Source organism: Allokutzneria albata (assembly GCF_900103775.1).
Classification (GTDB): Bacteria; Actinomycetota; Actinomycetes; order Mycobacteriales; family Pseudonocardiaceae; genus Allokutzneria; species Allokutzneria albata.
In genome coordinates this window covers 6,859,580-6,886,251 of the sequence record NZ_LT629701.1, presented here as the reverse complement: position 1 = coordinate 6,886,251, position 26,672 = coordinate 6,859,580, and the positions used below count along the sequence as shown (strand labels likewise).

General features: G+C 70.4%; 27 protein-coding genes and 1 riboswitch. Of the genes, 11 read left to right on the top strand and 16 right to left on the bottom strand.

Annotated features, from left to right (window positions below; all coding sequences use genetic code 11):
* Positions 1 to 18: 18 nt before the first annotated feature.
* From BLT28_RS31420 to BLT28_RS31405, 4 genes are all read right to left on the bottom strand, one after another.
* Positions 19 to 936 carry an aldose 1-epimerase family protein gene (locus tag BLT28_RS31420; RefSeq protein ID WP_030427063.1) on the bottom strand — a complete coding sequence of 306 codons (918 nt, stop codon included), beginning with the start codon at positions 934 to 936 and terminating at the stop codon, positions 19 to 21.
* Between the two features lie 31 nt (positions 937 to 967).
* On the bottom strand, positions 968 to 2,359 hold the full coding sequence (locus BLT28_RS31415) for an APC family permease (RefSeq protein ID WP_030427064.1): 1,392 nt from the start codon (positions 2,357 to 2,359) through the stop codon (positions 968 to 970).
* A gap of 63 nt (positions 2,360 to 2,422) precedes the next feature.
* A complete protein-coding gene (locus BLT28_RS31410) occupies positions 2,423 to 2,683 on the bottom strand; it encodes a helix-turn-helix domain-containing protein (protein WP_030427065.1) in 261 nt (86 codons plus the stop codon).
* A complete protein-coding gene (locus BLT28_RS31405; RefSeq protein ID WP_030427066.1) occupies positions 2,684 to 3,319 on the bottom strand; it encodes a DUF2975 domain-containing protein in 636 nt (211 codons plus the stop codon).
* Between the two features lie 87 nt (positions 3,320 to 3,406).
* Here BLT28_RS31405 and BLT28_RS31400 point away from each other — a divergent pair, with 87 nt between their 5' ends.
* Positions 3,407 to 4,303, top strand: coding sequence for an arginase family protein (locus BLT28_RS31400; protein ID WP_081899963.1), 897 nt, complete (start codon positions 3,407 to 3,409; stop codon positions 4,301 to 4,303).
* On the opposite strand, the gene BLT28_RS31395 is transcribed toward BLT28_RS31400, so the two are convergent.
* Both BLT28_RS31395 and pdxH read right to left on the bottom strand, forming a co-directional pair.
* Entirely contained in the window at positions 4,275 to 5,564 is a 1,290-nt protein-coding gene (locus BLT28_RS31395) for an MFS transporter (protein ID WP_043810185.1), read from the bottom strand. The two genes, BLT28_RS31400 and BLT28_RS31395, sit on opposite strands and share 29 nt — an antisense overlap.
* A gap of 115 nt (positions 5,565 to 5,679) precedes the next feature.
* Complete coding sequence (pdxH, locus tag BLT28_RS31390) at positions 5,680 to 6,303, bottom strand: pyridoxamine 5'-phosphate oxidase (protein WP_407638768.1); 624 nt, start codon at positions 6,301 to 6,303, stop codon at positions 5,680 to 5,682.
* Positions 6,304 to 6,579: 276 nt separating this feature from the next.
* Here pdxH and BLT28_RS31385 point away from each other — a divergent pair, with 276 nt between their 5' ends.
* From BLT28_RS31385 to sepH, 6 genes are all read left to right on the top strand, one after another.
* Entirely contained in the window at positions 6,580 to 7,713 is a 1,134-nt protein-coding gene (locus BLT28_RS31385; RefSeq protein WP_030427070.1) for a citrate synthase 2, read from the top strand.
* A 360-nt stretch (positions 7,714 to 8,073) separates the two neighbouring features.
* Positions 8,074 to 9,333: a sensor histidine kinase gene (locus BLT28_RS31380; RefSeq protein WP_052406809.1), complete on the top strand. Its 1,260-nt coding sequence runs from the start codon at positions 8,074 to 8,076 to the stop codon at positions 9,331 to 9,333.
* An 8-nt stretch (positions 9,334 to 9,341) separates the two neighbouring features.
* Positions 9,342 to 9,962 (top strand): response regulator, encoded by a 621-nt coding sequence (locus BLT28_RS31375; protein ID WP_030427072.1) that lies wholly within the window; start codon positions 9,342 to 9,344, stop codon positions 9,960 to 9,962.
* Positions 9,963 to 10,007: 45 nt separating this feature from the next.
* Positions 10,008 to 10,775, top strand: a complete 768-nt coding sequence (locus BLT28_RS31370; RefSeq protein WP_052406810.1) for an alpha/beta fold hydrolase — start codon at positions 10,008 to 10,010, stop codon at positions 10,773 to 10,775.
* A gap of 114 nt (positions 10,776 to 10,889) precedes the next feature.
* Positions 10,890 to 12,026, top strand: a complete 1,137-nt coding sequence (gene serC / locus BLT28_RS31365; RefSeq protein WP_030427074.1) for a phosphoserine transaminase — start codon at positions 10,890 to 10,892, stop codon at positions 12,024 to 12,026.
* Between the two features lie 220 nt (positions 12,027 to 12,246).
* The gene (sepH, locus tag BLT28_RS31360) at positions 12,247 to 13,200 is read left to right on the top strand and encodes a septation protein SepH (protein ID WP_030427075.1); all 954 of its coding nucleotides are present in this window, start codon (positions 12,247 to 12,249) and stop codon (positions 13,198 to 13,200) included.
* Positions 13,201 to 13,283: 83 nt separating this feature from the next.
* Here sepH and BLT28_RS31355 read toward each other — a convergent pair whose 3' ends face one another.
* Complete coding sequence (locus BLT28_RS31355) at positions 13,284 to 13,736, bottom strand: MarR family winged helix-turn-helix transcriptional regulator (protein ID WP_231950492.1); 453 nt, start codon at positions 13,734 to 13,736, stop codon at positions 13,284 to 13,286.
* A gap of 130 nt (positions 13,737 to 13,866) precedes the next feature.
* Positions 13,867 to 14,064: a hypothetical protein gene (locus BLT28_RS31350; protein WP_030427077.1), complete on the bottom strand. Its 198-nt coding sequence runs from the start codon at positions 14,062 to 14,064 to the stop codon at positions 13,867 to 13,869.
* Between the two features lie 190 nt (positions 14,065 to 14,254).
* Here BLT28_RS31350 and BLT28_RS31345 point away from each other — a divergent pair, with 190 nt between their 5' ends.
* Both BLT28_RS31345 and BLT28_RS31340 read left to right on the top strand, forming a co-directional pair.
* Complete coding sequence (locus tag BLT28_RS31345) at positions 14,255 to 16,042, top strand: ABC transporter ATP-binding protein (RefSeq protein WP_043810083.1); 1,788 nt, start codon at positions 14,255 to 14,257, stop codon at positions 16,040 to 16,042.
* Complete coding sequence (locus BLT28_RS31340) at positions 16,039 to 17,811, top strand: ABC transporter ATP-binding protein (RefSeq protein ID WP_081899967.1); 1,773 nt, start codon at positions 16,039 to 16,041, stop codon at positions 17,809 to 17,811. Before BLT28_RS31345 ends, BLT28_RS31340 begins: the two co-directional genes overlap by 4 nt.
* A gap of 6 nt (positions 17,812 to 17,817) precedes the next feature.
* Here BLT28_RS31340 and BLT28_RS31335 read toward each other — a convergent pair whose 3' ends face one another.
* Positions 17,818 to 18,447 (bottom strand): DUF2537 domain-containing protein, encoded by a 630-nt coding sequence (locus BLT28_RS31335; protein ID WP_231950491.1) that lies wholly within the window; start codon positions 18,445 to 18,447, stop codon positions 17,818 to 17,820.
* 22 nt (positions 18,448 to 18,469) lie between these two features.
* Entirely contained in the window at positions 18,470 to 19,312 is an 843-nt protein-coding gene (locus tag BLT28_RS31330; protein ID WP_030427081.1) for a TrmH family RNA methyltransferase, read from the bottom strand.
* Positions 19,313 to 19,522: 210 nt separating this feature from the next.
* Between BLT28_RS31330 and BLT28_RS31325 the strand changes: the two genes are divergently transcribed.
* A complete protein-coding gene (locus BLT28_RS31325) occupies positions 19,523 to 21,022 on the top strand; it encodes a glutamate-cysteine ligase family protein (RefSeq protein WP_030427082.1) in 1,500 nt (499 codons plus the stop codon).
* 33 nt (positions 21,023 to 21,055) lie between these two features.
* On the opposite strand, the gene BLT28_RS42250 is transcribed toward BLT28_RS31325, so the two are convergent.
* Genes BLT28_RS42250 through BLT28_RS31300 form a run of 6 tightly spaced genes read right to left on the bottom strand, consistent with a single transcriptional unit; the run spans position 21,056 to position 25,695 of the window.
* The gene (locus BLT28_RS42250; RefSeq protein ID WP_052406813.1) at positions 21,056 to 21,448 is read right to left on the bottom strand and encodes an ATP-binding cassette domain-containing protein; all 393 of its coding nucleotides are present in this window, start codon (positions 21,446 to 21,448) and stop codon (positions 21,056 to 21,058) included.
* Entirely contained in the window at positions 21,369 to 22,229 is an 861-nt protein-coding gene (locus tag BLT28_RS31320; RefSeq protein ID WP_052406814.1) for an ATP-binding cassette domain-containing protein, read from the bottom strand. The genes BLT28_RS42250 and BLT28_RS31320 overlap by 80 nt, the downstream gene beginning before the upstream one ends.
* 13 nt (positions 22,230 to 22,242) lie before the next feature.
* Positions 22,243 to 22,932 carry a hypothetical protein gene (locus tag BLT28_RS31315; RefSeq protein WP_030427083.1) on the bottom strand — a complete coding sequence of 230 codons (690 nt, stop codon included), beginning with the start codon at positions 22,930 to 22,932 and terminating at the stop codon, positions 22,243 to 22,245.
* Positions 22,929 to 23,687, bottom strand: coding sequence for an ABC transporter ATP-binding protein (locus BLT28_RS31310; RefSeq protein ID WP_030427084.1), 759 nt, complete (start codon positions 23,685 to 23,687; stop codon positions 22,929 to 22,931). The genes BLT28_RS31315 and BLT28_RS31310 overlap by 4 nt, the downstream gene beginning before the upstream one ends.
* Positions 23,684 to 24,733, bottom strand: a complete 1,050-nt coding sequence (locus tag BLT28_RS31305; RefSeq protein ID WP_231950489.1) for a FecCD family ABC transporter permease — start codon at positions 24,731 to 24,733, stop codon at positions 23,684 to 23,686. The genes BLT28_RS31310 and BLT28_RS31305 overlap by 4 nt, the downstream gene beginning before the upstream one ends.
* Positions 24,730 to 25,695: an ABC transporter substrate-binding protein gene (locus BLT28_RS31300; RefSeq protein ID WP_030427086.1), complete on the bottom strand. Its 966-nt coding sequence runs from the start codon at positions 25,693 to 25,695 to the stop codon at positions 24,730 to 24,732. Before BLT28_RS31300 ends, BLT28_RS31305 begins: the two co-directional genes overlap by 4 nt.
* A 29-nt stretch (positions 25,696 to 25,724) precedes the next feature.
* Positions 25,725 to 25,842, bottom strand: a riboswitch (cobalamin riboswitch).
* A gap of 169 nt (positions 25,843 to 26,011) precedes the next feature.
* On the opposite strand from BLT28_RS31300, the gene BLT28_RS31295 reads away from it, so the two are divergent.
* The gene (locus tag BLT28_RS31295; RefSeq protein ID WP_083383802.1) at positions 26,012 to 26,638 is read left to right on the top strand and encodes a superoxide dismutase; all 627 of its coding nucleotides are present in this window, start codon (positions 26,012 to 26,014) and stop codon (positions 26,636 to 26,638) included.
* Positions 26,639 to 26,672 lie beyond the last annotated feature (34 nt).

The following is a 26,672-nucleotide window of genomic DNA, read 5'->3' as shown; positions in this document are numbered from 1 at the left end:
GACATCGGGCGCACGCGGCTAGGACATCGGGCGCAGTCCCCAGCTGCCGGACCAGGTCTGCCCCGGCTCCAGCTCGCGGAGGTCGATGCCGGAGTTGAGCGCGTCGGTCGGACAGGTCATCGGCTCCACCGCGATCGCCGAGCTGGTCCCCGGGAAGCCGGTCGTGGAGAACACCTGGACCCAGCCGAAGTCCGGCTCCGCCCAGATCTCCACGCCCGTGTCCGGGCCCACCAGGTGGTGCCGGATGATCCCGTCCGCATCGGGGACGCAGCCGCCGTAGGTGTGGTCGAGCACCATCCCGTCGAGCTTGCGCGGCTCCCGGAAGTCGAACTCGCCGCCGTCGAGCGGGGCGACGGGGCCGTTGGGCAGCAGGCGGTCCTGGTCGACCGGCAGGTTGGTGCGCGCGGCGAGCTGGAGCGTGCACTCGTAGGCGGCGGCGCGGCCCGCGCACGGGTAGGGGTGCACACCGACGCCGAACGGGGTCTTCCGGTCGCCGGCGTTGAGCATGGTGTGCGTGACGGTCAGGCCACCGTCGGCATCGAGGGCGTAGCGCGCGGTGGTGTGCATAGGCACCGGCCAGCCCGCCTGGGCCTCGATGCGCACGCCGAGGGTGATCGCCGAGGTGGAGCGCTCCACCACCTGCCAGGGAATCGTCCTGGTGAGGCCGTGGATGGCGACGTTGCGCCTGGACTCGCTCAGCTCCAGCTGCTGCGGCTCGCCGTAGAAGCTCCACCGGCCGTCCCGGACCCGGTTCGGCCACGGCGCGAGCACCAGTCCGGCCGACAGCGGTGGCGCTTCGGTCTCGGCGAAACTGCTGACGTACGGCACGCCCGCCACTTCGAAAACCCGAAGGCACGCGCCGACCTCGGTGAGGACGGCGCGCGCCGTGCCGTTGGTGATCTCGAACTGCTCGCCCGTAGGCTGCCCCGCTCCCATGGGGGCAGCCTACGCAAACGATTCAGCCCGCTTACTTGGTCAGCGCGGTCGCGTCGAACTCGGCCTTCAGGTGCTGCTTGCGGCGGAAGAAGAACCAGTTGACCAGCCACAGCAGCAGGCCGATGCCGAGCAGGATGCCCGCGAGGACGTACTGCTGCGGGGCCCGGCCGGTGAACGGCAGCGCCAGGTAGGCACAGGTGATCGCGCCGATGACGGGCACGATCGTCGGCGCCTTGAAGTGCTTGTGCTCGGCCTTCTCCTTGCGCAGCACCAGGCAGGCGATGTTCACCACGGTGAAGACGATCAGCAGCAGCAGCGCGGTGGTGCCACCCAGGTCCTTGAGCGGGACGAAGGCGACCAGGAACACCGCGATGATGCTGGTGAAGCCGATGGCGATCCACGGGGTGCGGCGCGTCTGGTGCACCCGCGCGAACGGCATCGGGATGATCTTCTCGTTCGCCATGCCGTAGACGAGTCGGCTGGCCATCAGCATGTTGATCAGCGCGGAGTTGGCCACGGCGAACAGGCCGATGAAGGAGAACAGGGCCAGCGGGAAGCCGGGCGCCCCGACCTTGACGACCTCCAGCAGCGCGCCGCTGCCCGCCGCCTTGAGCCCGGCGGCCGGGATCAGCAGCGAGGAGGTGACGGCCACCATCACGTAGATCGAGCCGGCGACGGCCATGCCGAGCAGCATCGAGCGCGGGAAGATCTTGACCGGGTCCTTGCACTCCTCGGCCATGTTCACCGAGTCCTCGAAGCCCACCATGGCGAAGAACGCCAGGGAGGTGGCCGAGGTGATCGCGATCAGCGTGCTCTGGTTGGCGGTGTTGAACTCCACCAGGCGCCCGGGGTCGCCCTGGCCGTTGGCGATGGCGATCACGCCGATGGCCACGATGATCACCAGGCCGGACAGCTCGATGATGGTGAGCACCACGTTGGCCTTCACCGACTCGCCGACACCGCGGAAGTTGATGAACGCCAGCAGCGCGATGAAGCCGATCGCCACCCACGGGGCGGGTGTCTGCACGAACTCCTTGAGGTAGGTGCCGCCGAAGGCCACGGCCGCCGAGGAGGCCGAGGTGATCCCGGAGCACATCACCGCGAAGGCGATCATGAAGGTGAAGAACGGCTTGCGGAAGGCGCGGTTGGTGTAGAGCGCGGCGCCCGCCGCCTTCGGGTACTTGCCCACCAGTTCGAGGTAGCTGAACGCGGTGAGGAAAGCGACGACGAAGGCGATCAGGAACGGCACCCAGAGCGCCCCACCGACCTGGCCTGCGACATCGCCCATCAGCGCGTAGACACCGGTGCCAAGGATGTCACCGATCACGAAGAACAACAGCAGTTTCGGGCCGATGGCCCGCTTCAGCTCCGGTTGGCCGTCTGCGGCGGCTGTGGCCGTGCTGGGCGACGTCGTCTCGGACATGACCACAGAGTGTGCCTGGTCACGATGCGTACAAGAAGCCGACCGCGCCACATGTTCTTCGAGCTAATTCAAAAGGTTATTTCCCGATAGATTTTCATCTCCGCGGTCGTGACTGAGCAGATCACCCGGCTGGCAGTCGAGAACCTCGCACAGCCGGGTGAGCGTGCTGAAGCGGATGGCCCGCGCCCGGCCGTTCTTCAGCACGGACAGGTTCACCACGGTCACCCCGACCCGTTCGGCCAGTTCCGTGAGCGTCATCCCGCGCTCGGCGAGCAGCCGGTCCAGATGCACCCGGACGCCGTGTGTCTCGGAGTCCGCCGACATCTACACCGTCCCTTCGAGGTCCTTCTCCAGTTCGCTGCCGATGCGGATGATCCTCGCCAGCGACAGCAGCACACAACCGAGAATGACCGGCCACAAAGGGAATTCCCAGTTCATGTACCAGACCACGTTGTAGCGGCCGGGATCGAGGACGGTGGCCAGGAAGGCGGCGCTCGCCGCGGACTCGATCACGCTGGCGGTGACGCAGCCCGCCGCCAGCAACCAGCCGAGCACGCGCAGCCGCCGCGCGGTCAGCGCCGTGTGCAGCCCGCTGTCCCGGACCGCGGTGGCCAACCGGTGGGCGAACACCAGCAACCCGAGCTGCACCACCGTCCCGAGCAGGTTCGCCACGCCCCACAGCACGCGCTGCCAGACGGTGACCGGACCCGCGCAGAAGCGGATCTCCGTGGCGAGCGCGGCCGTGCCCGGCCGCAGTCCTTCGATCGCCAGCTCGCGCTGCGTGACGCTCCCGCTCTCCTCGCAGAGCCGGTCCGCGGTGAACGGGTGGAACGAGCCTGACCCGAACACCGCGCTCGCGATGCTGACGATCAGGCCGAGCGCCACGAGCGCCAGCAGCACCCGGACGATCGCCGCCGCGGGCTCCGCCGGGTTGTCCAGCGGGTTGTTCTTCTGCTTCACGAGGCCTCCCCGAACATATCGAAAAACGATGGTATCGCTTGTCGATATGGTTCTCCAATAACCGGCGTAGTTGCTACGGTGGTTCACATGAGGACCGTCGCCGTGCTGGACGCCCCGTCGAACCTCGGCCTGCGTCCACCGAAACCGGGAACCGTGCCCGGGACCGCCAAGGCCCCGGGAGCCCTGCGCGATGCCGGACTGCTGTCCCGGCTCGGCGCGGAGGACGCCGGGCATCTGGTGGCGCCGCGGTATGACCGGGCGGACTGGCAGCCCGGAGACGGCGTCTTCCACGCGGCGCAGATCGCCGGCTACGCCGGCCGCTTGGCCGCGCGGGTCGGCGATCTTCTTGGCGCAGGCCGTTTTCCCGTGGTGCTCGGCGGCGACTGCGGCATCCTGCTCGGCACCGGAGCCGCCGTTCGCCGTCACGTGCGCCGGGCGGGCCTGGTCTACCTGGACGGGCACTCCGACTTCCGCCACCCCGGCAACTCCGAGCACGTGGGCGCGGCCGCGGGGGAAGCGCTCGCGCTCGTCACCGGTCGCGGCCAGCCCGATCTGTCCAATGTGGACGGATCGGGCCCGATCTTCGCCGACGACTCCGTGGTGCTGATGGGAATCCGCGAGGACGACGAAGCCTCGGAGGAGTTGGCGGACACCGAGATCATGGTGCGCACGGCGGCGGAGATCCAGTCGGCGGGCGCAGCACCGAGCGCGCAGTGGGCTCGCGAACGCCTCGACGGCCTCGACGGGTTCTGGGTGCACCTCGACGTCGACATCCTCGACGCCGCCGTGATGCCCGCCGTGGACAGCCCTGACCCGGGCGGCCTTGAGCACTCCGAACTCGCGGAACTGTTGTCCGGCCTCACAAGCGCCCCGAACTGCCTGGGCATGGAGGTCACGGTGTTCGACCCGGATCTGGACCCGGACGGCGCGCTGGCGGAGGAGCTGGCCGCCACGCTCAGCGCTGGGCTGGCTCTCCGTCCTTAGGCGCCATGTAGCGCCAGAACGCCGGGAGGAACAGAACCGCGACGACGGTCAGCAGCACCACGAGCGCTCCGCCGCCCGCAGCCGCGGCGCCCGCGCCGATCGAAGCGCCCACCGCTCCGTGCAGCATGTCCGCGACGCGCGGTCCGCCAACGACCACGACGGTGAACATGCCCTGCATCCGGCCGCGCATCTCGTCGGTGACCGCGGCCTGGAGCATCGCGCCGCGGAAGGCCATCGACACCATGTCCGCCGCGCCGCCGAAGGCGAGGAAGGCCACGGCCCACCACACCGATCCGGAGAGCCCGAAGCCGATCATCGCGATGCCCCACGTGGCGACCGACACCGCGATGGCGACGCCGTGCCGCTGGACCCGCATGAACCAACCGGAGAACAGCCCGCAGACCGCCGCGCCCAGCGGGATCGCCGCGTAGAGCAGGCCGAGCGCGGGGCCGCCGCCGGGCGGGTCGCCGAAGGTGCGCTCGGCCATCTCCGGGAACAGCGCGCGGGGCATGCCCGCCACCATCGCGATGATGTCGAGCAGGAACGAGGCCAGCAGGATGCTGCGGGTCGCGACGTAGCGGAAACCGTCGACCACCTCGCGCAGCCCGGCCCGGCGCGTCGGCGCGTCGTCGCCCAGCGGCGGCATCGGCGGCAGCCGGAAGACCGCCCACAGGGTGGCGGTCAGGGCGATGGCGTCGATCAGGTACAGCGTCGAGAGCCCGACCAACGGCAGCAGCGCGCCCGCGAGCAACGGGCCGAAGACGGCGGAGACGGAGAACGTCGTCGAGTTGAGCGCCTGCGCGGAGGGCATCAGGCGCAACGGGATCAGCCGGGCGAGCACCGCGCTGCGGGTCGGCATGTTCACCGCGAAGAACGCCTGCTGCACACCGAGCAGCACCAGCACCGTCCACGGCGAGTCCATCCCCGCCGCGGCCTGCGCCCAGAGCAGCACCGAGGTCAGCGTGACGCCGACGTTGGTCACCATCAGCAGCTTGCGCCGGTCGACGGCGTCGGCGATCGCCCCGCCCCACAGGCCGAAGACCACGAGCGGGACCACCGCGAACGCGCCTGCCAAGCCGACCCACGCCGAGGAACCGGTGAGGTCGAACAGCTGCTTGGGGACGGCGACCGTGGCCAGCTGGCTGCCGACCGCGGTGACGATGCCGGACAGCCACAGCCGCCGGAAGTCGGCGATGCGCAGCGGCTCGGTGTCGATCACGATCCGGCGCAGCCGCCCCTTGCGGACCGGCGGCGGATCGATCGTCTCGGGGCCCTGAGTTCGAGAATCCGCCGCGTCATCCACGTGCTTAGCCTAAGTAACGGTCGCCGGGCGTGAAAGCGTATTCCGGCTCACGCGGAAGGGTGCCCGGCCGGGCTCAGGGGGCGAGCCGCTCGACCTTCCAGCCGTCGCGGTTGTCCCGGAAGCGCAGCCGGTCGTGCATGCGGTCCTCGCGGCCCTGCCAGAACTCCACGATCTCCGGCCGGATGCGCCAGCCGCCCCAGTGCGGGGGTACCGGGATCTGCTCGGCGTCGGCGAAGCGCCTGCGCACCGAGTTCAACGCGGAGTTCAGCGTGTTCCTGCCGGTGATCACGCGCGACTGCGGGGAAGCCCACGCGCCGAGCTGGGAACCGCGCGGTCGGCTGTTCCAGTACTCCGCGGTCTCCGCGGCGCCGACCTTTTCCACACCGCCGCGGATGCTCACCTGACGCTGCATCGAGAACCACGGGAAAGTGGCGGAGGCATAGCGGGTGGCCAACAGATCGTGACTCTTGTTCGAGGTGTAGTTGGTGAAGAACACCACTCCCCGGTCATCGAGTCCCTTGAGCAGCACGGTGCGTGAGGAAGGGCGGCCTTCGCGGTCGGCCGTGGCCAGCACCATCGCGTTGGGCTCGGGGATCTTGAACTCGATCGCCTCGTCCAGCCAGAGTTTCAGCTGTTCGTGCCACGTCTCGGCCAGCGAGGACTCGTCAAGCACGCCCGCTTCGTAGGACACCCTCATGGCTGGCAGTGCGATGTTCACGTCCGCGTCCGGCATGACGTTCCCTCCCGGAATTGCTGGCCGACCGACACAACCCGTGAGAGCGGACCGTACGGCCTCGGCACGCTTTCCGAAACCGCCTGGCCGGTGATGCACGCCACCGCACGAGGTGATTGCTGCCACCGAGTGTCGGGGAGGAGGGTTACTGCACCGAAACAGATAGAAGGCCGCCTTGTAAATCAGTCCGGGTGGCCACTAAAGAGGCTTGCCGACGTCGGCGGCCGAGGAGGCGATCGGATGCACAACGCGGTGCAGGATGCGAGCCACGACAACGGGTTCCGACCCGGCCTCGAAGGTGTTGTCGCCTTCCGGACCGAGATCGCGGAGCCGGACCGCGACGGCGGCGCCCTGCGTTACCGGGGCGTGGACATCGAGGAGCTGGCAGGCCGGGTCACCTTCGGCGACGTGTGGGCGCTGCTGGTGGACGGGCGCTTCGGCGCGGGGCTGCCGCCCGCCGAGCCGTTCCCGATCCCGGTGCACACCGGCGACGTCCGGGTCGACGTGCAGGCGGCCCTGGCCATGGTGGCGCCGATCTGGGGCTACCGCCCGCTGCTGGACATCTCCGACGAGACCGCGCGCGAGGAACTGGCCCGCGCCTCGGTGATGGCGCTGTCCTACGTGGCGCAGTCGGCCCGCGGCATCGGTATCCCCGCCGTTCCGCAGCACCGGATCGACGAGTGCCGCACGATCACCGAGCGGTTCATGACGCGCTGGCGCGGCGAGCCCGATCCCGCGCACGTGAAGGCGATCGACACCTACTGGGTCTCCGCGGCCGAGCACGGCCTCAACGCCTCCACGTTCACCGCCAGGGTGATCGCCTCGACCGGGGCGGACGTGGCCGCGGCGATGTCCGGCGCGATCGGCGCGATGTCCGGCCCGCTGCACGGCGGCGCGCCCGCCAGGGTGCTGCCGATGATCGAGGCGGTCGAGCGGACCGGCGACGCGCGCCGCGTGGTCACCGACATCCTCGACCGCAAGGAACGGCTGATGGGCTTCGGCCACCGCGTCTACCGCGCCGAGGACCCCCGGGCGCGGGTGCTCCGCCGCACCTGCCGGGAGCTGGGGGCCGAGCGCTACGAGGCCGCGGCGGCGCTGGAGCAGGCCGCGCTCGCCGAGCTGCGCGAGCGCAGGCCGGACCGGGCGATCGAGACGAACGTGGAGTTCTGGGCGGCGGTCGTGCTGGACTTCGCCGAGGTGCCGCCGCACATGATGCACGCGATGTTCACCTGCGCCAGGACCGCGGGCTGGTGCGCGCACATCCTGGAGCAGAAGCGCACGGGCAGGCTGGTCCGGCCGTCCGCGGAGTACATCGGCCCCGCCCCGCGCTCCCCCGAGACGATCGAGGGCTGGTCGGGCGTCACCACGGTGTGAGCCGGAGACTGTGCGGGTGAGCAGGACCAGCGCATCCACCGGGTGGTGGACACCGCGTTCCACCACCCGTTCGTCGCGACCGGGCCCCCGGCCGCGCGAGCATCGGGTCATGAGCGGGACTGAGCACCTCGGCACGGCCCACGCCGCGGCGGCTCCCCCGCTCACGGCCGTCACCGCTGCCGGTGGCGGAGGGGTATCCGGGGGCCGGGGGCACCTGGCAGCTCGCCCGCGCGGAGATCAGGGGGGATCGATTCCCCGCGCGGGCGCGGCCGCACTGGCGCGTTTCTCCCGCTCGAAGCGCCACGGCGGTCCGCTCGACCCCAGTCGGGCGGACCGGGCGCCCGGCTCCCGGATTCGCCGGTGACGCGCGAACCGTCGGTGACGTGGATCGGCTGGCGCCCCAAGGACAGCGAACGCGAGCGGCTCGAAGGGGGCTTCGGGGAGCACTGGCAGGTCACCGTCTGGCAGCGGGTCTTCCCGATCTGGGACATCTTCTTCTCGGTCGTGCTGGTGCTGACCTTCGTGAACATCACGCTGGCGCCCAGGAACCTCCCGTCGGACAAGACGACCGCGCTCATCCTGGTCGGCGCGCTCGGCCTCTGGTACGTGCTGCTCGGCCGGTCGGCGATCGGCACCACCGGGCCGCGCTGGCGCGGCGGGGTCTACGTCATCGGCATCATCGTGCTCTACGTGCCCGCGGTGACCGCGGTGCTGGACGCCAGCTCGATCCTGTTCGTGCTCGGGCCGCAGCTGTTCCTGTCGGTGCGGCTGGGCTGGGCCGTGGTGATGATCCTGCTGCTGGACCTCACCGCCGTCGCCGGGCTGGTCCTCGACGGCGAGCAGTGGGAGCACGTCGTCATGTACACGATCTTCGCGTTGATCTTCGCGTTCTACGCGCTGGCGTTCGGCATCTGGCTGGACCGGGCCGCGGTGGAGAGCGCGGAGCGGGAGCGGCTGATCGAGCAGCTGGAGAGCTCGCGGGCGGAGGTCGCCCGGCTCTCGCACGAGGCCGGCGTGGCCGCCGAGCGGGAGCGGCTGGCCGGGGAGATCCACGACACCCTGGCCCAGGGCTTCACCAGCATCGTCACCCTGGTCCAGGCCGCGGAGTCCGAAATGGACAGTCAGGCGGACGGGGACCTGGCGCGGCGGCACCTCACGCTCGCGGTGCGCACCGCGCGGGAGAACCTGGACGAGGCGCGGGCCCTGGTCGGCGCGCTCACCCCGGCCCCGTTGACGAACTCCTCGCTGGTCGGGGCCATCAGCAGGCTGGTCGAGCGGGTCGGGCACGACCTCGGGATCGCGACCGAGTGCGTGGTCACCGGGGAACCGAGGCAGCTGGCCACCGACATCGAGGTGATGCTGCTGCGCGCGACCCAGGAGGCGCTGAACAACGTGCGCAAGCACGCCGGGGCCGGTGCCGTCGCGGTGTCGGTGGAGTTCACCGAGGAGGCGGTGCTGCTGCGGATCGCCGACGACGGCGCTGGCTTCGACCCGGAGCGGATGCCGATGGGCTTCGGCCTCCCCGGACTGCGCAGCCGCACCGAACAGGTGGGCGGCGCGTTCGCGGTGAACAGCGCTCCCGGAAAGGGAACCGTGGTGAAGGTGGCGGTACCGGTATGAGCCAGACGCTGATCAAGATCCTCCTGGTCGACGACCATCCCGTTGTGCGCGAAGGACTTCGCGGGATGCTCAACGCCGAACCCGATCTGGAGGTGGTCGCGGAGGCCGCGTCGGGACCGGAGGCGCTGGCCATGACGCTGGCGCACCGGCCGCAGGTGGTGCTGATGGACCTGCGGATGCCCGGCGGGGACGGCGTCGCCGCGACGGCCCGCATCCGCGCGGAGTGCCCGGACAGCCGGATCGTCGTCCTCACGACGTACGAGACCGACCGCGACATCCTCCGCGCGGTGGAGGCGGGCGCGTCCGGCTACCTGCTGAAGGACACCTCGCGCGGCGACCTGCTGCACGCGATCCGGGCGGCAGGCCGGGGCGAGACGGTGCTGACGCCGTCGGTGGCGGCGAAGCTGTTCAGCCGGGTCCGCGGCGGGCAGGTGCCGAGCCTGTCCGCGCGCGAGATCGAGGTGCTGCGCCAGGTCAAGCGCGGGCTCAGCAACGGCGAGATCGGCCGGGAGCTGTTCATCAGCGAGGCGACCGTGAAAACACATCTTCTGCGCGTTTTCACCAAGCTCGACGTCTCCGACCGGACCGCCGCCGTGACCACCGCGATGGAATACGGGCTGCTGGACTGATCGAAAAGGGTTTCTTCCGACCGGGAACGGGGGAACGCACATTCCGTGACAATCGAGGCCAGCGGACCCGAGGACGCGCTGCCGATCGTGTTCCTGCACGGCGCGGGTGTGAACCGGAAAATGTGGATGCCCCAGACCACCGCACTGGAGGGGGAATTCCGCGTGATCACCCTGGACCTGCCCGGCCACGGCTCGCTGGCCGCCCGCCGGTTCCACATGGACGACGCCGTCGCCGAGGTGGCCGGGGTGCCGCTGGAGCGCCCCGCGCTCGTGGTCGGGCTGTCCCTCGGCGGGAGCGTCGCGATGTGCTTCGCCGGGCGGTACCCGGAGCGCGTCGCCGGTCTGGTGGTCACCGGAACCTCGGGGGACCACACCGGATGGGTCGGCCTGCGCTGCCGGGCCAACGCGGCGCTGCTGGGCTTGGTCTTCCGGATCGTGGGGGACCGCAGGATGCGGCAGGTCGCGGCGCGCAGCTTCGCCCGGGAGGCGGGCCGTGAGGTCGCGGCGGCCGTGCTCGCGGTGGGCGTGCGCCCGCAGGCCGGGCCGGAGATCCTGCGCGAACTGGCCGGGAACGACTACACGAGCGCGCTGCGGGCCTACGGCGGTCCCACGCTGATCCTCAACGGCGCCCACGACCGCGCGGTCCGGCGGCACGAGCGGCGCCTGCTCGCCGCGGCCCCGCACGCCGCCGTCCGGGTGCTCGCCGGCGCCGGGCACACCGCGAACTGGGACCGCGCGCCCGACTACACCGAAATCCTGCGCGACTTCGCCCTGTCCCTGAAGATGACCGGGCAGCCACCGCCCGGCCCCTGACGTGGGGATGGCCACCCGGTCGTCACACGCAGGTCATCGGGCTGCAACACTGTGGACTCCGGCAACGGCGCCGGGTCACTCCAGACCACGAGACCGCCTTCCGGAGGCGCCGTAATGACCCAGACGGCTGATCCCACGACCCTGAAGCTGCCCGCCGAGCTCAAGCCCTCGGACGGCCGGTTCGGTTGTGGCCCGTCCAAGATCCGTCCCGAGCAGCTGGCCCGCCTCGCCGCCGAGGGTGGCGCGCTGATGGGCACCTCGCACCGGCAGAAGCCGGTCAAGGCGCTGGTCGGCCGCGTCCGCTCCGGGCTGCGCGAGCTGTTCTCGCTCCCCGAGGGCTACGAGGTCGTCCTCGGCAACGGCGGCACCACCGCGTTCTGGGACGCCGCCGCGTTCGGCCTGGTCCGCGAGCGCGCCCAGCACTTCACCTACGGCGAGTTCTCCGCGAAGTTCGCCAAGGTCACCTCGGGCGCGCCGTTCCTGGCCGACCCGGTCGTGGTGAAGGCGGAGCCGGGCAGCGCCCCGGAGATCGCCGCGCACGAGGGCGTCGACCTGATCGGCTGGGCGCACAACGAGACCTCCACCGGCGTGATGGTGCCGGTGACCCGCCCCGCGGGCAGCGAGGGCGCGCTCGTGGCGATCGACGCCACCTCCGGCGCCGGTGGCCTGCCGGTCAAGGCCGAGGACTTCGACGTCTACTACTTCGCGCCGCAGAAGTCCTTCGCCTCCGACGGCGGCCTGTGGTTGTCGCTGATGAGCCCGGCCGCGCTGGAGCGCGTCGCCGAGATCGCCGCCTCGGACCGCTGGATCCCGGAGTTCCTGTCGCTGAGCACCGCGCTGGACAACTCCGTGAAGGACCAGACCTACAACACCCCGGCCGTCGCGACGCTGTTCCTGCTCGCCGACCAGATCGAGTGGATGCTCGGCAACGGCGGGTTGGACTGGGTCACCGCGCGTACCGCCGACTCCGCGTCGCGCCTGTACGGCTGGGCCGAGAGCGCGGAGTTCGCCAGCCCGTTCGTCACCGAGCCCGGGCACCGCTCGCACGTGGTCGGCACGATCGACTTCGCCGACTCCGTCGACGCCGCGACCGTGGCCAAGGTGTTGCGCGCCAACGGCATCGTCGACGTCGAGCCGTACCGCAAGCTCGGCCGCAACCAGCTGCGGGTGGCCATGTTCCCGGCCATCGACCCCGACGACGTCACCGCGCTCACCCGCTGCGTGGACTGGGTGGTCGAGAAGATCGGCTGACCCACCTCCGGTCGCCCACGGCCACATCGTGATCACGCAGTGTTCACGGTGTGGCCCTTTCGGCTTCGGATCGTCACGGGATCAAAGATGCGGAACCCCTCGCGCTTCGGGCAAGATCGCATGGGGAAGAGAGATTGAGTGTCGGCGCGCCTACCGCGTCAAGTAGGCACGCCGACATACCGTGACCTCTAGCGAGGTGAAGTAAATCGGGGAGGCAGTGATGCGAGCGCTGCGAGTCGTCGGGCTCGGCGAGGACGGTCAGACCGTCGTGCTGGAGGACGCGGAACGTGGTGAGCGCTTCACGCTGCCCGCTGACGACCGGCTGCGCGCTGCCGTCCGGGGCGATCTGCCCAAGCTCGGCCAGGCCCAGATCGAGCTGGAGAGCCAGCTGCGGCCGCGGGAGATCCAGGCCCGCATCCGCGGCGGCGAGTCCATCGAGCAGCTGGCCGCGTCGGCGGGGATGGACCCGCAGCGCGTCGAGCGCTTCGCCTACCCGGTGCTGCTGGAGCGCTCGCGCACGGCCGAGCTGGCCCAGCGCGCCCACCCGGTGCGCGAGGACGGCCCCGACGTGCAGACCCTCGGCGAGGTCGTCGCGCACGCGTTCAGCCTGCGCGGTCAGGACTACGAGTCGGGGAGCTGGGACTCCTGGCGGGGCGAGGACGGCAAGTGGGTCGTCCAGCTGCTCTGGCGGGCGGGGCGCTCCGACATCCGGGCCCACTGGATCTTCCACCCCGGCGCGCACGGGGGCACGGTCACGCCGCTGGACGAGCACGCGGCCGACCTGATCGACCCGACGCCCAACCGCTCGCTGCGCACGGTGCGGCCGGTGACCCAGCTGGCCCGGCAGGCGCTGGAGCTGGACGAGTCGCACGGCCCGCTGGAGCAGTCGCTGCTGCCGCCCGCCACCTCCCCCGCCGACGCGGAGCCGGTGGCCCAGCAGGAGTCGACCGGGCACGGCCGGTACCAGCCGGAGCCGCTGCCCGCGGAGCTGGACCCGGGGCCGGCCGCCGATGCCGGCGAGCCGGAGGCGGCGGGTGCCGCCGAGGTGGACGAGCCGCAGCCCGATGTCGACCGCAGGGCTGAGCCCGCGGCCCGCAAGGGGGGCAGGAAGAACCACCCGATCGTCCCCTCGTGGGAGGACGTCCTGCTCGGCGTCCGCTCGCAGCGCGGCTAGTCCGCGCGTTCCCAGGCACCAGGGCCCCTGCCGGAACCTCCCGGCGGGGGCCCTTCGTTGTCCGCTGGGCCGGAAAGGATCTCTCAGGCTCGGATGCGGTCGACCATGGAGGCGAAGCGGGGTTCGGCAGCGGCCCGGTCCAGTTCGGCGGTCAGCACCACCTCGTAGGTGAGCACGGCCCGCTCGCAGACCGACCGGCCGCGCTCGGTGACCTCCGTGCACACGCCCCTGCGGTCGGTCTCGCAGAGCCTGCGACTGGTCAGCCCGGCCCGCTCCAGCCTGGCCACCAGACGGCTGATCGAGCTCTGGTTCAGCCCCACGGCGTCGGCGAGGTCCTGCATGCGCAGGTAGCCCTGGTCGCTCTCGGAGAGGGCGCACACGGCGCGGTACTCCGACAGGCTGAGGCCGTAGCCGCGCTGCAGTGCCCGCTCCAGCGCCGCCTCGATCTGCCCGAACAAGGCTGTGAGGGTGGACCACAGCTCTCGGTCCGCCGGGATCGGCGGCAACAACACCGGCATGGTTCGTTGTGCGAACACCGACTCACTCACCTTCTGGCGTCGTTATGTAAACGTCACCACCAGTTCACCGCAGATGTCGCGTTCGCGCCTCCGACTGGAGGTCTACTTCTCCAGGCCCCGGTTGCGTATTGCGTACATGTACCTGCCTCTAGTAGTCGGCTTCCGGAACGCTATCGAGAACCCCGATCGGATGACCGAGTCGTCGACAGAGCGCTTCCGCCTCCGACCGCTCGATCGGCAGCGCCGAATGCGGCCTCGGCGTCGCGAGCGGGTCCCAGCCGTCGGAAGCGAGCAGGTAGATCCGTCCACTGACCACGGCGAGCAGCCGTCCGGCGGGAAAGGCCATCGTCGGAACGGTGCGCAGAAATCGACTCGAATATGCGCGCGTCACGCCCCTGATCATGCTCCGTTCGTGGGATGCGCACACGCCCCGACGGCGCAAATCATGTGTGCAGGAGCCGGAAAAACCAGATGACCACACCCCAGCCCTGGTCGTAGCGTCGCGAGTTCGCGACGGACGTGAGGGGGACGTTCCGGTGGGCAACCGGGGATCGACATTCAGGGAACTCCGACGACTGATTCCTTACTACCGCGCCTCCCGGCTCCCCCTGCTCGCGGCGGGGATCTGCGCGCTCGGCGCCATGCTGGCGGGACTGGTCATCCCCCTGGTGACGCAGAAGATCATCGACGGCCCGGTCCGCACCGGCGACACCACCGCCCTCGTCTGGCTGGTGCTCGCGGTGGCGGGGCTCGGCGTGGTCGAGGCGGTGCTGCTGTTCGCCCGGCGGCAGCTCTCCGCTCCGCCGAACAACAGGGCGGAGGCGGGCATGCGGGCAGCGCTCTACGCGCACCTGCAACGCCTGCCGCTGGGCTTCCACGACAGCTGGCAGTCCGGACAGCTGCTCTCCCGAGGCGTCGACGACGTGGCGACCATCCGCCGCTTCATGACCTTCACGCTGATCTACCTCGTGATCAACACGACCACGATCTTCGTCGGCCTTGGCATCATGTACACGCTCGCGCCCGTGCTCGGCCTCGTGGTGACGATCTGCATGCTGCCGGTGCTGGTGAGCACCTACTTCTACGAGACCCGCTACCGCGTGGTGGCCAGGCGCGCGCAGGACCAGGCCGGGGACCTCGCCACCACGGTGGAGGAGTCGGTGCTGGGCATCCGGGTACTCAAGGCGTTCGGCCGCGGCGAGCACCTGCGCGGGCACTACCTGAAGCAGGCGGCGGACCTGCGCGAGACCGGCCTGCGCAAGATCTCCGTGATCGCGGTCCTGTGGACCACGATCATCGTGCTGCCCGGCCTGGCCGTCGCGGCGCAGCTGGCCGCGGGCGCGCACGGCATCGCCGCGGGCACGATGACACTGGGCACGCTGGTCGCGTCGATCACCCTCACCACCTTCCTCACCTGGCCGGTGGAGTCGCTGGGGTGGTTCCTCGCCGAGTTGAACTCGGCGGCCGCCGCGTGCGAGCGCTTCGGCGAGGTCTCCGACACCGGGCCCGCCGTGACCGATCCGGCCGACCCGAAACCGCTGCCCCGCCCGGTGCGCGGCGAACTCCGCTTCGAGGGCGTGCGCATGCGCTACCCCGCTGCCGACACCGACGTTCTGTCCACTGTGGACCTCACGCTGCACCCGGGGGAAACCGTGGCGCTCGTCGGTGCGACGGGCTGTGGGAAGACCACGCTGACGGCGTTGATCCCGCGCTTCTACGACGTCTCCGCCGGGCGGATCACCTTGGACGGCACCGACATCCGCGACCTCTCGCTGAACGACCTGCGCAGCCAGATCGCGGTGGCCTTCGAGGAGGCGGTGCTGTTCTCCGCGACCGTGCGGGAGAACGTGGCCATGGGCACCCACCGGCCGACGACCGAGGACGAGGTCCGCGAAGCGCTTCGGGTGGCGAACGCGGAGGACTTCGTCGACACGTTGCCGCAGGGCCTGGACACGCCCATCGGCGAGCAGGGGTTGTCGTTGTCCGGTGGTCAGCGGCAGCGGCTCGCCCTGGCGCGCGCGGTGATCGGCCGGCCCGCCGTGCTGGTGCTCGACGATCCGTTGTCGGCGCTGGACGTGCACACCGAGGCGGAGGTCGAACAGGCGCTGCGCCGCGTGCTGCACGGGGTCACCGCGCTCGTGGTGGCGCACCGGCCGAGCACGGTGCAGCTCGCCGACCGCATCGCCGTGCTGCACGAGGGCCGCATCGTCGCGACGGGGACGCACCGCGAACTGCTCGCGTCCTCGAAGGTCTACCGCACCCTTCTGTCCACAATGGATGATGACGCCTCCGAAGTGGAGGATCTGGAGGTGACGGCGCGATGACGCGCCCCATGGAGATCGAGGCGGAGCCGGGCCGCGCGCGCAAGCTGCTCGGTTCGCTGCTCCGGCCGCACCGGGTACGCGCCGTCTTCGCGATGGTGCTGGTGCTGGCGGAGAACGCCGCGCACCTGGTGGGACCGCTGCTGATCGCGGGTGCGCTCGACGTCGGGGTTCCCGCGGCGGTCAAGGGCGATCCGGTGCCGATCGCGTGGTTCGTCGCGGGCTACGCGGCCAGCTCGGTGCTCACCGCCGGGCTGCGGTGGGGCTTCCTGCTGGTGTCCGGGCGGATCGGCCAGGACGTGCTGATCGACCTGCGCGGCAGGCTGTTCACCCACTCGCAGCGGTTGTCGCTGTCGTTCCACCAGTCCTACACCTCCGGCAAGATGATCGCCCGCGCCACCAGCGACATCGACACCCTGAGCGACCTGATCGACGAGGGCCTCGACGGGCTGATCTCCTCGGTGCTGACGGTGATCGGCGTGACGGTGCTGATGCTGTCGCTGGACCACCGGCTGGCGCTGATCGTGCTGGCGGGTTTCGTACCGCTGTTCATCGCGACGATGGTCTTCCGCAAGGAGTCCGCGCGCTGCTACCGCCGCACCAGGACCGAGATCGCCAAGGTGATCACGCACTTCACCGAGACGATGACCGGTATCCGCGCCGTGCAGGCCTACCGGCGCGAGGAGGCGAACGCGAAGGTCCTCGACGAGCACAACGACGGCTACCGGCTCGCGCAGAACCGGGCCACCTGGGTGCTCGGCGTGTACCTGGTCGTGCTGCGCATGGTCGGTTCGCTGTCCTTCGTGATCGTGCTCGCGGTCGGCGCGTGGCTGGTGTCCGCCGAGGAGATGGCGGTCGGTGTGCTCGCCGCGTTCCTGATCTACGTGCGGCTGTTCTACGACCCGCTCGAACAGCTCGGCACCTTCCTCAACACCTACGCGTCAGCCACCGCGGCGCTGGAGAAGATCTCCGGCGTGCTGGCCCAGGAGCCCGGCGTTCCCGAGCCCGCCCGGCCGACGCCGCTGCCCTCCGCGCGCGGTGAGCTGCGGATGTCGTCGGTGTCCTTCCGGTACTCCGAGGAGACGCCGGTCGTGCTGTCCGGGATGGACCTGCACGTGCCCGCCGGGCAGACGCTCGCCGTGGTCGGTGCGACGGGGGCGGGGAAGTCCTCGCTGGTCAAGCTGTTCGCCAGGTTCTACGACCCGGCCGAGGGCGTGGTCTCGCTCGACGGCGTCGACCTCCGCGACCTCGGCGAGGAGGACCTGCGCCGCGCGGTGGTGATGGTGACCCAGGAATCGTTCCTGTTCACCGGTTCCGTCGCGGAGAACATCGCGCTCGGCAAGCCGTCCGCGGACCGTTCGGAGATCGAGGCGGCCGCGCGGGCGGTGGGCGCGCACGAGTTCATCACGGCGCTGCCCAACGGCTACGACACCGACGTGAACAAGCACGGGAGCCGGCTGTCCGCGGGTCAGCGCCAGCTGGTCGCGTTCGCCAGGGCGTTCCTCGCGGACCCCGCGGTGCTCATCCTCGACGAGGCGACGTCCAGTTTGGACATTCCGACCGAGCGGGCCGTGCAGCGGGCGCTGGAGACCGTGCTCCGGGACCGCACAGCGGTGATCATCGCCCACCGGCTGTCCACCGTGCTGATCGCCGACCGCGTGCTGGTGATGGAGCGCGGTGAGATCACCGAGGACGGTTCACCGGAGGAACTGCTCGGCAGCGGCGGGGAGTTCGCCTCGCTGCACTCCGCGTGGACGGCCTCGCTGGCCTGACCCGCCTCAGCCCAGGAACAGGGCGAGGATGAGGGCGAGCCAGGCGGCGAGCAGGCCCGCGGTGGCGCCGAGCGCGACCCAGCGCCACACGGGCACCGCCCTCGACAGCCAGAGCGAGGGGGCCAGTCCCGCGCCGATCAGCACGTTCGCGCCGAGGGCGAACCACGGGCTCGCCTCGGCGAGACCGCTGGACAAGGCGATGATCACGCACAGCACCAGCACGGCGACGAACAGGCTCACGGTCAGGCCCGTCGCCCACGGGGTCGGTTCACCGATCGGCACCGGGGGCGGTGGGACGGCCAGGCGGGCCCTGGGCACCTCGACGAGCTCGGTGCGGCCGCCGACCGGGTCGCGGTAGCCGACCGGGACGCCCAGCAGCGCCGCCACCCGCCCGGCCAGCAGGCGGCCCCGGTGGGTGATCAGCTCCAGCGCCGGGTCGTCGTCACCGTGCGGCGGGGAGGAAACCTGGAGCGCGACACCGGCCCACTCGTGCAGCGCGGCGACGAGGGCGGCGGGCAGCGCGAGTTCGGCAGGGTCCAGCGCGCGCCCCTCGCCGGACCGGACGAGGACCGCCCGCCCCTCGTGCGCGCGCAGCTCCACACCAACGGATCTTAGGGTCTTTCGGGTGAACGCCACGGCGCCGGGACCTTCGCGCAGCTCAGTCCGACGGGTCAGTTTCCCTTGACTTGTCTTGGATTCCCAGGGCGTAGAAGGCGATCGCGGCCGCCGTGGCGACGTTGAGCGAGTCGACGCCGCCGAACATCGGGATGCGGACCGCGAGATCGGCGGCCGCGATGGCCTCCTCGGTCAGTCCCGGCCCCTCGGAGCCCAGCAGCAGCGCGGCCTTCCCGGTGTGCAGCCCCGCCGTCGCGAGCGGGACCGCATCAGCCCTCGGGGTGAGCGCGGCGACCTTGAAACCGTTCTCACGCAACAGGTCCAGCCCGCCGGGCAGGTCCTCCACGGTGGCGAACGGGACGCGGAGCACGTGCCCCATGGACACGCGGACGCTGCGCCGGTAGAGCGGATCGGAGCACCCCGGGCCGAGCAGCAACCCGTCGAGGCCGAGCGCGGCGGCGTTGCGGAACAACGACCCCAGGTTCTCGTGGTCGCCGACGCCCTCCAGCACGGCGAGCGTGCGCGCGCGGGCGACGAGGTCGGCGACGGGCGGCTGGACCGCGCGGTCGGCGCTGGCCAGCACGCCGCGGTTGAGGTGGAAGCCGACCACCTCCGCCATCACCTCGGCCGTGGTCACGTAGGCGGGCACGTCCAGCGGCGCCAGCCGGTCGGCCAGCGCCTCGATCCGGCGGGCCACTCCGAGCAGCGCCCGGACCGGGAAGGGCGAGGCGAGCAGCCGCTCCACCACCACGACCCCCTCGGCGATCACCAGGCCGCGGCCACCGGGGCGGTCGGGGCGGCGGTCGGCCGCGGACAGGTCGCGGAAGTCCGCCAGCCTGGGGTCGGCCGGGTCGTCGATGGTGATCACGTTCGCCACCTGCGACATTCTGCCGTTCTCAAATCCTGGACTACACCGTCCAGTAACACAATGCGCTTTGCACTTCCTTGACCAGCACTTTGTCACACATTGTCATGCCGATGTGACGGAGAGCACCGGTTTGGCCGCTGGTGGCGCGGGAACCGCTATGCGACGGTGGTCGTTCGCTTTGCCGCTGGTGTGCCCCTCGGAAACCAGCCGACCGCACGGGAGGGCGGCATGGGTAGGGACGTGTCGGAACGGACGTTCAGCAGGGAGGACCGGCAGCGTTACCGGGAGAAGGTCCAGCGTTGCCTGGACGCCCTCGCCCGGATGCTGGCCGAGAACCACTTCTCCTTTCCCCGCCAGCAGATGGGCCTGGAAATCGAGCTGAACCTGGTGGACCAGGCGCTCAACCCGGCCATGCTGAACGCGGTGGTGCTGGAAAAGATCTCCGATCCGCTCTTCACGACCGAACTCGGCCAGTACAACCTCGAGATCAACGTCCCGCCGAGGCCCCTTGCCGGGGACGAGGCACTGGAACTGGAGAACGAGCTGCGCGCGGTCCTGGACGGCGCGGACAGCAAGGCGCACGACGCGGGCGCCAGGATGGTCATGGTCGGGATGCTGCCGACGCTGCGCGCCGAGCACTTCGACCGGCGGTTCCTGTCCGGCAACCCGCGCTACGGCGTGCTGAACAAGCAGATCCTCGACGAGCGCGGCGAGGACATGCTGCTGGACATGGAGGGCGTTCCGATGCCCGGCCGCGCGGGCGAACGCCTGCGCAGCTACGCCGACTCGATCCTGCCGGAGTCCTCCTGCACCTCGGTGCAGCTGCACCTGCAGGTGGACCCGGACGACTTCGCCGCGCACTGGAACGCCGCCCAGTGCCTGGCGGGCGTGCAGGTCGCGCTCGCGGCGAACTCCCCGTTCCTGCTCGGCAAGGCGCTGTGGCAGGAAACCCGCATCCCCATGTTCGAGCAGGCCACCGACACCCGGCCGCAGGAGCTGAAGAACCAGGGCGTCCGGCCGAGGGTGTGGTTCGGCGAGCGGTGGATCACCTCGATATTCGACCTGTTCGAGGAGAACGCGCGCTACTTCCCCGCCCTGCTCCCGGAAACCGAGGACGAGGACCCGCTGGAGGCCATCGAGGCGGGCCGCGCCCCGCAGCTCGGCGAGCTCCGGCTGCACAACGGCACCATCTGGCGGTGGAACCGTCCCGTCTACGACATCGTCGACGGCGTTCCCCACCTGCGCGTGGAGAACCGCGTGCTGCCCGCCGGCCCGACCGTCGTCGACGTGCTGGCGAACGCGGCGTTCTTCTACGGGGCGCAACGGGCGCTGTGCGAGCAGGAAAGGCCCATCTGGAGCCAGATGTCCTTCCAGGCCGCCGAGGAGAACTTCTACACCGGCGCCCGCCACGCCATGCAGGCCCAGCTGTACTGGCCCGGCATCGGCTGGATCCCGCCGGACGAGCTGGTGCTGCGGCGGTTGCTCCCGATGGCGCACGACGGCCTGCGTGCCTGCGGCGTCTCCGACGAGGCCCGCGAGCGCTACCTCGGCATCATCGAGCAGCGCTGCGTGACCCGGCGGACCGGGGCGTCCTGGCAGCGGGAAACCGTTGCCCGGCTTGAGGAACGCGGCCTGGACCGGGACGCGGCGATCACCGGCATGCTCCAGCGCTACATCGAGCTGATGCACGCAGGCGAACCCGTCCACACCTGGTCCCCCGGCGGCTGACCCAAAACTCCCCGAACGCGGCATCGGTGTGGGTCAGGTGGCGTGGAGGGCGGTGATGTCCAGGGTGTGGTCGGTGCTGATCCTGGTGGCGAGCCTGCGGTCGTGGGTCACCAGGATCAGCGCCCCGGGGTAGTCCGCGAGCGCCTGCTCCAGCTGCTCGATCGCGGGCAGGTCGAGGTGGTTGGTGGGCTCGTCCAGCACCAGGCAGGTGGTACCGCGTGCCTGCAGCACCGCCAGACCCGCACGGATGCGTTCTCCCGGCGAGGGCGTGCGGGCAGGTCGGAGCACGGCATCCGCCCCGACCCGGAACTCGGCCAGCGGCGTTCGAGCATCCACTGTGGACAGATCAGCGGCCGGGGCGACCACGGTCAGCGTCGGTTCGTCCGTCGCGAAGGCCGCGCGGAGCTGGTCGACCTCGCCGGCCACCACGTTCGCCCCCGGCGCTGCGATCGCCGGAGAGCAGCGGGAGGCGGCCGATCAGCGTCGACTTGCCGGAGTCGTTGGGGCCGACGATCCGCCAGCGCTCCCCCGCCCCGATCGTCAGGTCGACCGGCCCGAGGGTGATGTCACCGCGCCGCATCACCGCCTGGCGCAACGTGAACACGATGTCGCTCCCCCGTCCGGCCGAAGGCAGCGTCAACCGCAGCTCCCACGCCTCGCGCGGCTCGTCCACCTCCTCCAGCCGTTCCAGCTGGCGCTCGGCCAGGGTCGCCTTGGCCGCGACGTTCTGCGCCCCCTGCTTCTTGCCCGCCCTGACGTTGCGGTCCGGCTCGTCGTTCATCGCCTTCGCGCTCGTCGCCCGCTTGATGCCGGCCCGGGACCACTCCTTGGCCCGGCGCGAGCGCTGAACGAGGGTGTCGCGCTTGGTCGCGTACTGCTCGTAAGCCTCCCGGGCATGCCGATCCGCATTGAGCCGCTCGTCCACATAGGACTCCCAGCCGCCACCGACCACCTTGAGGCGATGGGTGAACTCGCCCAATTCGGCGACCGCGGTCACCGTGCGAGCGAGGAACTCGCGGTCGTGACTGACCAGGACGACCGCCGCGCTGCTGCCGACCACGTGGTGTTCGAGCAGCTCCAAACCGTTGGTGTCCAGGTCGTTGGTGGGCTCGTCGAGCAGCACCACGTCTGCGCGCACCAACAGCACCGACGCCAGCCGCAAGCGCGGGGCCTGCCCACCGGAGAGCTGGTCCGGGAGCAACGTCAAGGAGCTGAATCGCTCATGCGGTTCTCTCCGAATCACTCCGGCGTGGGCAGCTGCGGCACTCGTCCTCCACCGGGATCGTCCACCACAGGCAGCACTTCGACCTCAGGAACACCAGTCTGTCCCCGGTGGACGACTCGACCAGCCGACCGGTGTTCGCGAGCCAGGGCACGTGCCCGACGAGCAACCGGTGCGCTTCGAGCAGCTTGTCCATCGGAGCGCGGGCACGAGCCATCGCTGTCCCGAGCCCGAACCCGATCTGCCCGGCCACCGGGCTCCACGCACACCCCGGCTCGACGGACAGGCTCTTGGCAAGCGCACGCATGTGTCCGTCGAGCACCCTGTCCGCCGCGATCACCAGGCCGCTCGCGAACTCCGGAACGGCCTGGATCGCGTCTGGCTCGACGTAGACGACGGTGAAGCCGTGGCCGTCCACACGCAGGTGAACGCCGTCGGGATGAACGAGAACATCCCCGATGACCGTCGGCATGATGGTCACCTGGCACAGCCGGATCGCGTAGCAGGAAAGAAGAGTACGCGCCGCCGAGGCTCGCAGGATGTGCCCGCTCGACCGCTCCTCGACGTCGACGAGCGACCGCAGCACTTCGGGTCGGTGGACCAGGTCGGCGCACCGGACCGCGTCGGGCGGAGGTGTAGCGATGACGACCTCGGCCTCCGGGCAACACGCCTCGAACAGTTCCCTCACGCCGGCCCCAGAATGTCCAAAGTGGACCCGCGCATGCGGCCGCGGACCCCGAAGACCTCGGCGAGCAGCTGCTCGTCCAGCACCTCGGCGGAGCTCCCGACCGCAATCAGATTCCCTCTGTCCAGCACGGCGATCCGGTCGCAGTAGGACACCGCGAGACGGAGGTCGTGCAACGTCAGCAGGACCGCGAGCCCCTCCGCCGCCAGTTCCCTCAGCAGGCCGAGCACGCCGAGCTGGTGGCGCAGATCGAGGTGATTCGTCGGTTCGTCCAGCACCAGGACTTCCGGCCGCACCGCCAGTGCACGCGCGATCGAGACGCGTTGGCGCTCGCCACCGGAAAGTGTGCGGACATCCCGGTCGCGCAGCTCGACCAGCCCTGCCGCGCGGATCGCCGCCTCCACCGCCTCGTCGTCCTCGGCACGCATCGGCTCAAGCCAGCCGCGGTGGCACACCCGCCCCTGCTCGACGACCTCGGTCACCGTCAACGACGCGGCGTGCTCAGGCTCCTGGGTACTCGCTCCCAGACGCCGTGCGAGCTCCCTGCGCGGAAGCTCCCCGACCGTAGACTGTCCTAAGTAGACGGTTCCGTTGGCTGGCGCGACAGCCCGGTACAACGTCCGCAACAGCGTCGTTTTGCCGCTGCCGTTCGGTCCCACCAGCCCGAGCACTTCGCCGGGCGCGACGGCGAGGTCCACCCCGTCGACGACGAACCGTCCGCCCAGCCGGACCTGAAGCCCGGCAACCCGAAGGCTCATCCGATCCTCCGCCTGGTCCTCAACAACATCAGGATGAACAGCGGCCCGCCGACCGCCGACGTGATCACGCCTGCGGGCAGCTCCGAGGGCGACGCGAGCACCCGGCCGAGCAGATCGGCTCCGACCAGGAAACCCGCGCCCAGCAAGGCGGAGACCGGCAACAGCCGCCGCGCGTCCGAGCCGACGAGGAACGTCGCGGCGTGCGGCACGACCAGCCCGACGAAGCCGATGCCGCCCGCCACGGCCACGGACGTGCCCGCGAGCAGGGAAACCCCGACCAGCATCACCAGCCGGAACCGCCGCGGGTTCACCCCGAGCGCGGTCGCCGCGTCGTCCTCGGCGTGCAGCAGGTTGATCCGCCGGCCCGCCACGATGCCGCCCAGCACGGCCAGGACGAGCACCACGGCCGGGACGACCAGGGCGTCCCACCGCGCGTCGCCCATTCCGCCCGCGAGCCAGAACAGCACCTGCTTGGCCTGATCACCCTTGGCGTGCAGGAAGATCACCAGCGACATCCCGGCACTGCACACCTGACCGACGGCGAGGCCGGCGAGCACGAGCACGCTGACCGAGCCCGAGCGACCCGAGATCGCCAACACCGCCAGCAGGACCCCGAGCGCTCCCGCGAAGGCCACCGGTGGCAGAGCGACCATCCCCAAGACCTCCACCCCGAGCACCATCACCAGGGATGCCGTCAACCCGGCCCCCTGTGACACACCGAGGAGATAGGGATCGGCGAGGGGGTTGCGCGTGACGATCTGCGCGATGGCTCCGGCCAACGCGAGCGCCGCACCCACCACCACGGCCATCGCCACCCTGGGCAGCCGGGAGTCCCACACGATCGACGCGCGCACAGGACTCCACGTCACGTCCACCAGCCACGGTGCGACCGGCTCGGCGAGGATGCTCCACACCTGGCCGAGGGGCAGCCACACCGATCCGAACGACACCGCCAGCACGCACACGCCGACGACGACGGCCGCGAGCACAAGCACGGTGAACACCAGTGGTGGCCGTTTTCCGGCCACACCGACGAGAACGGTCACCAGGCCACACCGGGGTGCAGGCCCCGAGCCAGCTTCTCCACGGCGTCGGCCAGCCGGATGCCCTCGATGAGGTCCGGCAGGGTCAGCGTGACGTACCTGCCCTGCGCGACACCGGCGGTCTTTCCGACCAGCGGATGTCCTTGCAGGAACGCGCGTTTGCCGTCGACCCCACCCGCGCCGAGGTAGTCGACCAGCACGACGGCCCTCGGGGCGCGCTCGGCGACCTGCTCCCAGCTCGCGTCGCCGAAGACCTTCGGCAGATCGGCGAAAATGTTGCGCGCCCCGGCCCGCTTGGCGATGTCATTGCCCAGGCCGTGGCCGCCCACGGTGAACGCGGCCTTCTCGCCGCTGTCGTAGAAGAACACCGGCACCGGCTCCACGCCCTGGAGCTTGGCCGCCACCGCGTCGACCCGCCGGGTGGTCTCCTCGGCCAGCTTCTTCGCGCGGTCGGCCACCCCGAACGCCTTGCCGAACAACGCCAAGTCGTCGGTGTAGGTGCTGATCCCGATCGGCCCGGTCGAGCACGACTCGGCGAGCAGGATCGTCCGAATCCCCTTGCGCTCCAATGCTTCCCGGCCGCGGCCGTCCTTCTCCGCGAACGCGCTGGCGTAACCGCCGACCACCACGTCCGGCTCCGCCGCGAGCACCTGCTCCATCGACGGGTACTTCTCCGCGATCAGCTTGATCTTCTTGTAGTCCGCCGCGATCGACGCGGGCACTTCGGGCGTGTCCGGGTAGGCGGTTCCCACGATGCGGTCGGCCAGGCCGAGCGCGACCAGGATCTCCGTCGCGTGCTGGTTGAGGCTGACGATCCGCTGGGGTGGAGCCGGGAACGCCTGCTCCCGCCCGCAGCTGGCCACACTGACGGCGGAGGGAGTCGCCCGCGGGGCGGGGGTGGCGCAGGCCGCCAGTGCGACGGTGAGCGCGGCCGCGCTGAGCGCATACCGAAAAGACCTGGTCATTGGCACCTTCCGTAGACCTCGACGGAGTTCGAGCCGAACGCACTCAGGCAGGTGTTCGGGCTTGCCACCGCGGATGCGGCGGCCCACCGTTGCGGGTCAGCGCCGGACTTCGACCGGTCTTCCCCTGCCGGAGACGTGTATTCGGTTGTCCGGCGGATGCTCCCCGAGCCGGGCCGAGCTGGTCAAACCCGCTGGGCGATCCGTGACCGTATTCCCACCCCGAGCGTGTTCAGCCCCACCGCGCGCAACCGAGCCAGATGCAAGTAAGTTGCAACTAAGACAGACTTGCATCAACGAGGCACACCGGAGGCTCACCGTGGCGCAGTACGTCCTGCCGGATCTGGACTACGACTACTCCGCTCTGGAACCGGCGATCATCGGCGAGATCAACGAACTGCACCACTCCAAACACCACCAGGCCTACGTCACCGGCGCCAACCAAACCCTGGAAAAGATCGACGAAGCCCGCGACAAACAAGACTTCAGCTCCATCGTCGGCCTGGAAACCACCCTCGCCTTCCACCTCGCCGGACACGCCCTGCACCAAGTCTGGTGGAAAAACCTCTCCCCCCACGGCGGCGACAAACCCGTCGGCGAACTCGCCGCAGCCGTGGATGAGTTCTTCGGATCCTTCGACGGCCTACGCACCCAGCTCAACGCCGCCGCCTCCACCATCCAAGGCTCCGGATGGGGAATCCTCGCCTGGGAACCGGTCGGCCAGCGACTGATCACCCAACAGCTCAAAGACCACCACTCCAACCTCTCCATCGCCACCACCCCACTGCTGGCCTTCGACGCCTGGGAACACGCCTACTACCTGCAGTACCGCAACGTGAAAGCCGACTACTTCAACGCACTCTGGAACGTCATCAACTGGACCGACGTCAACCAGCGCTTCGAAGCCGCCCGCACTGGCAAGAACGGCCTGCTGCTGCAGCCCTGAGACCTGGCAGTGGATGCTCCGACAAGCAAAACTG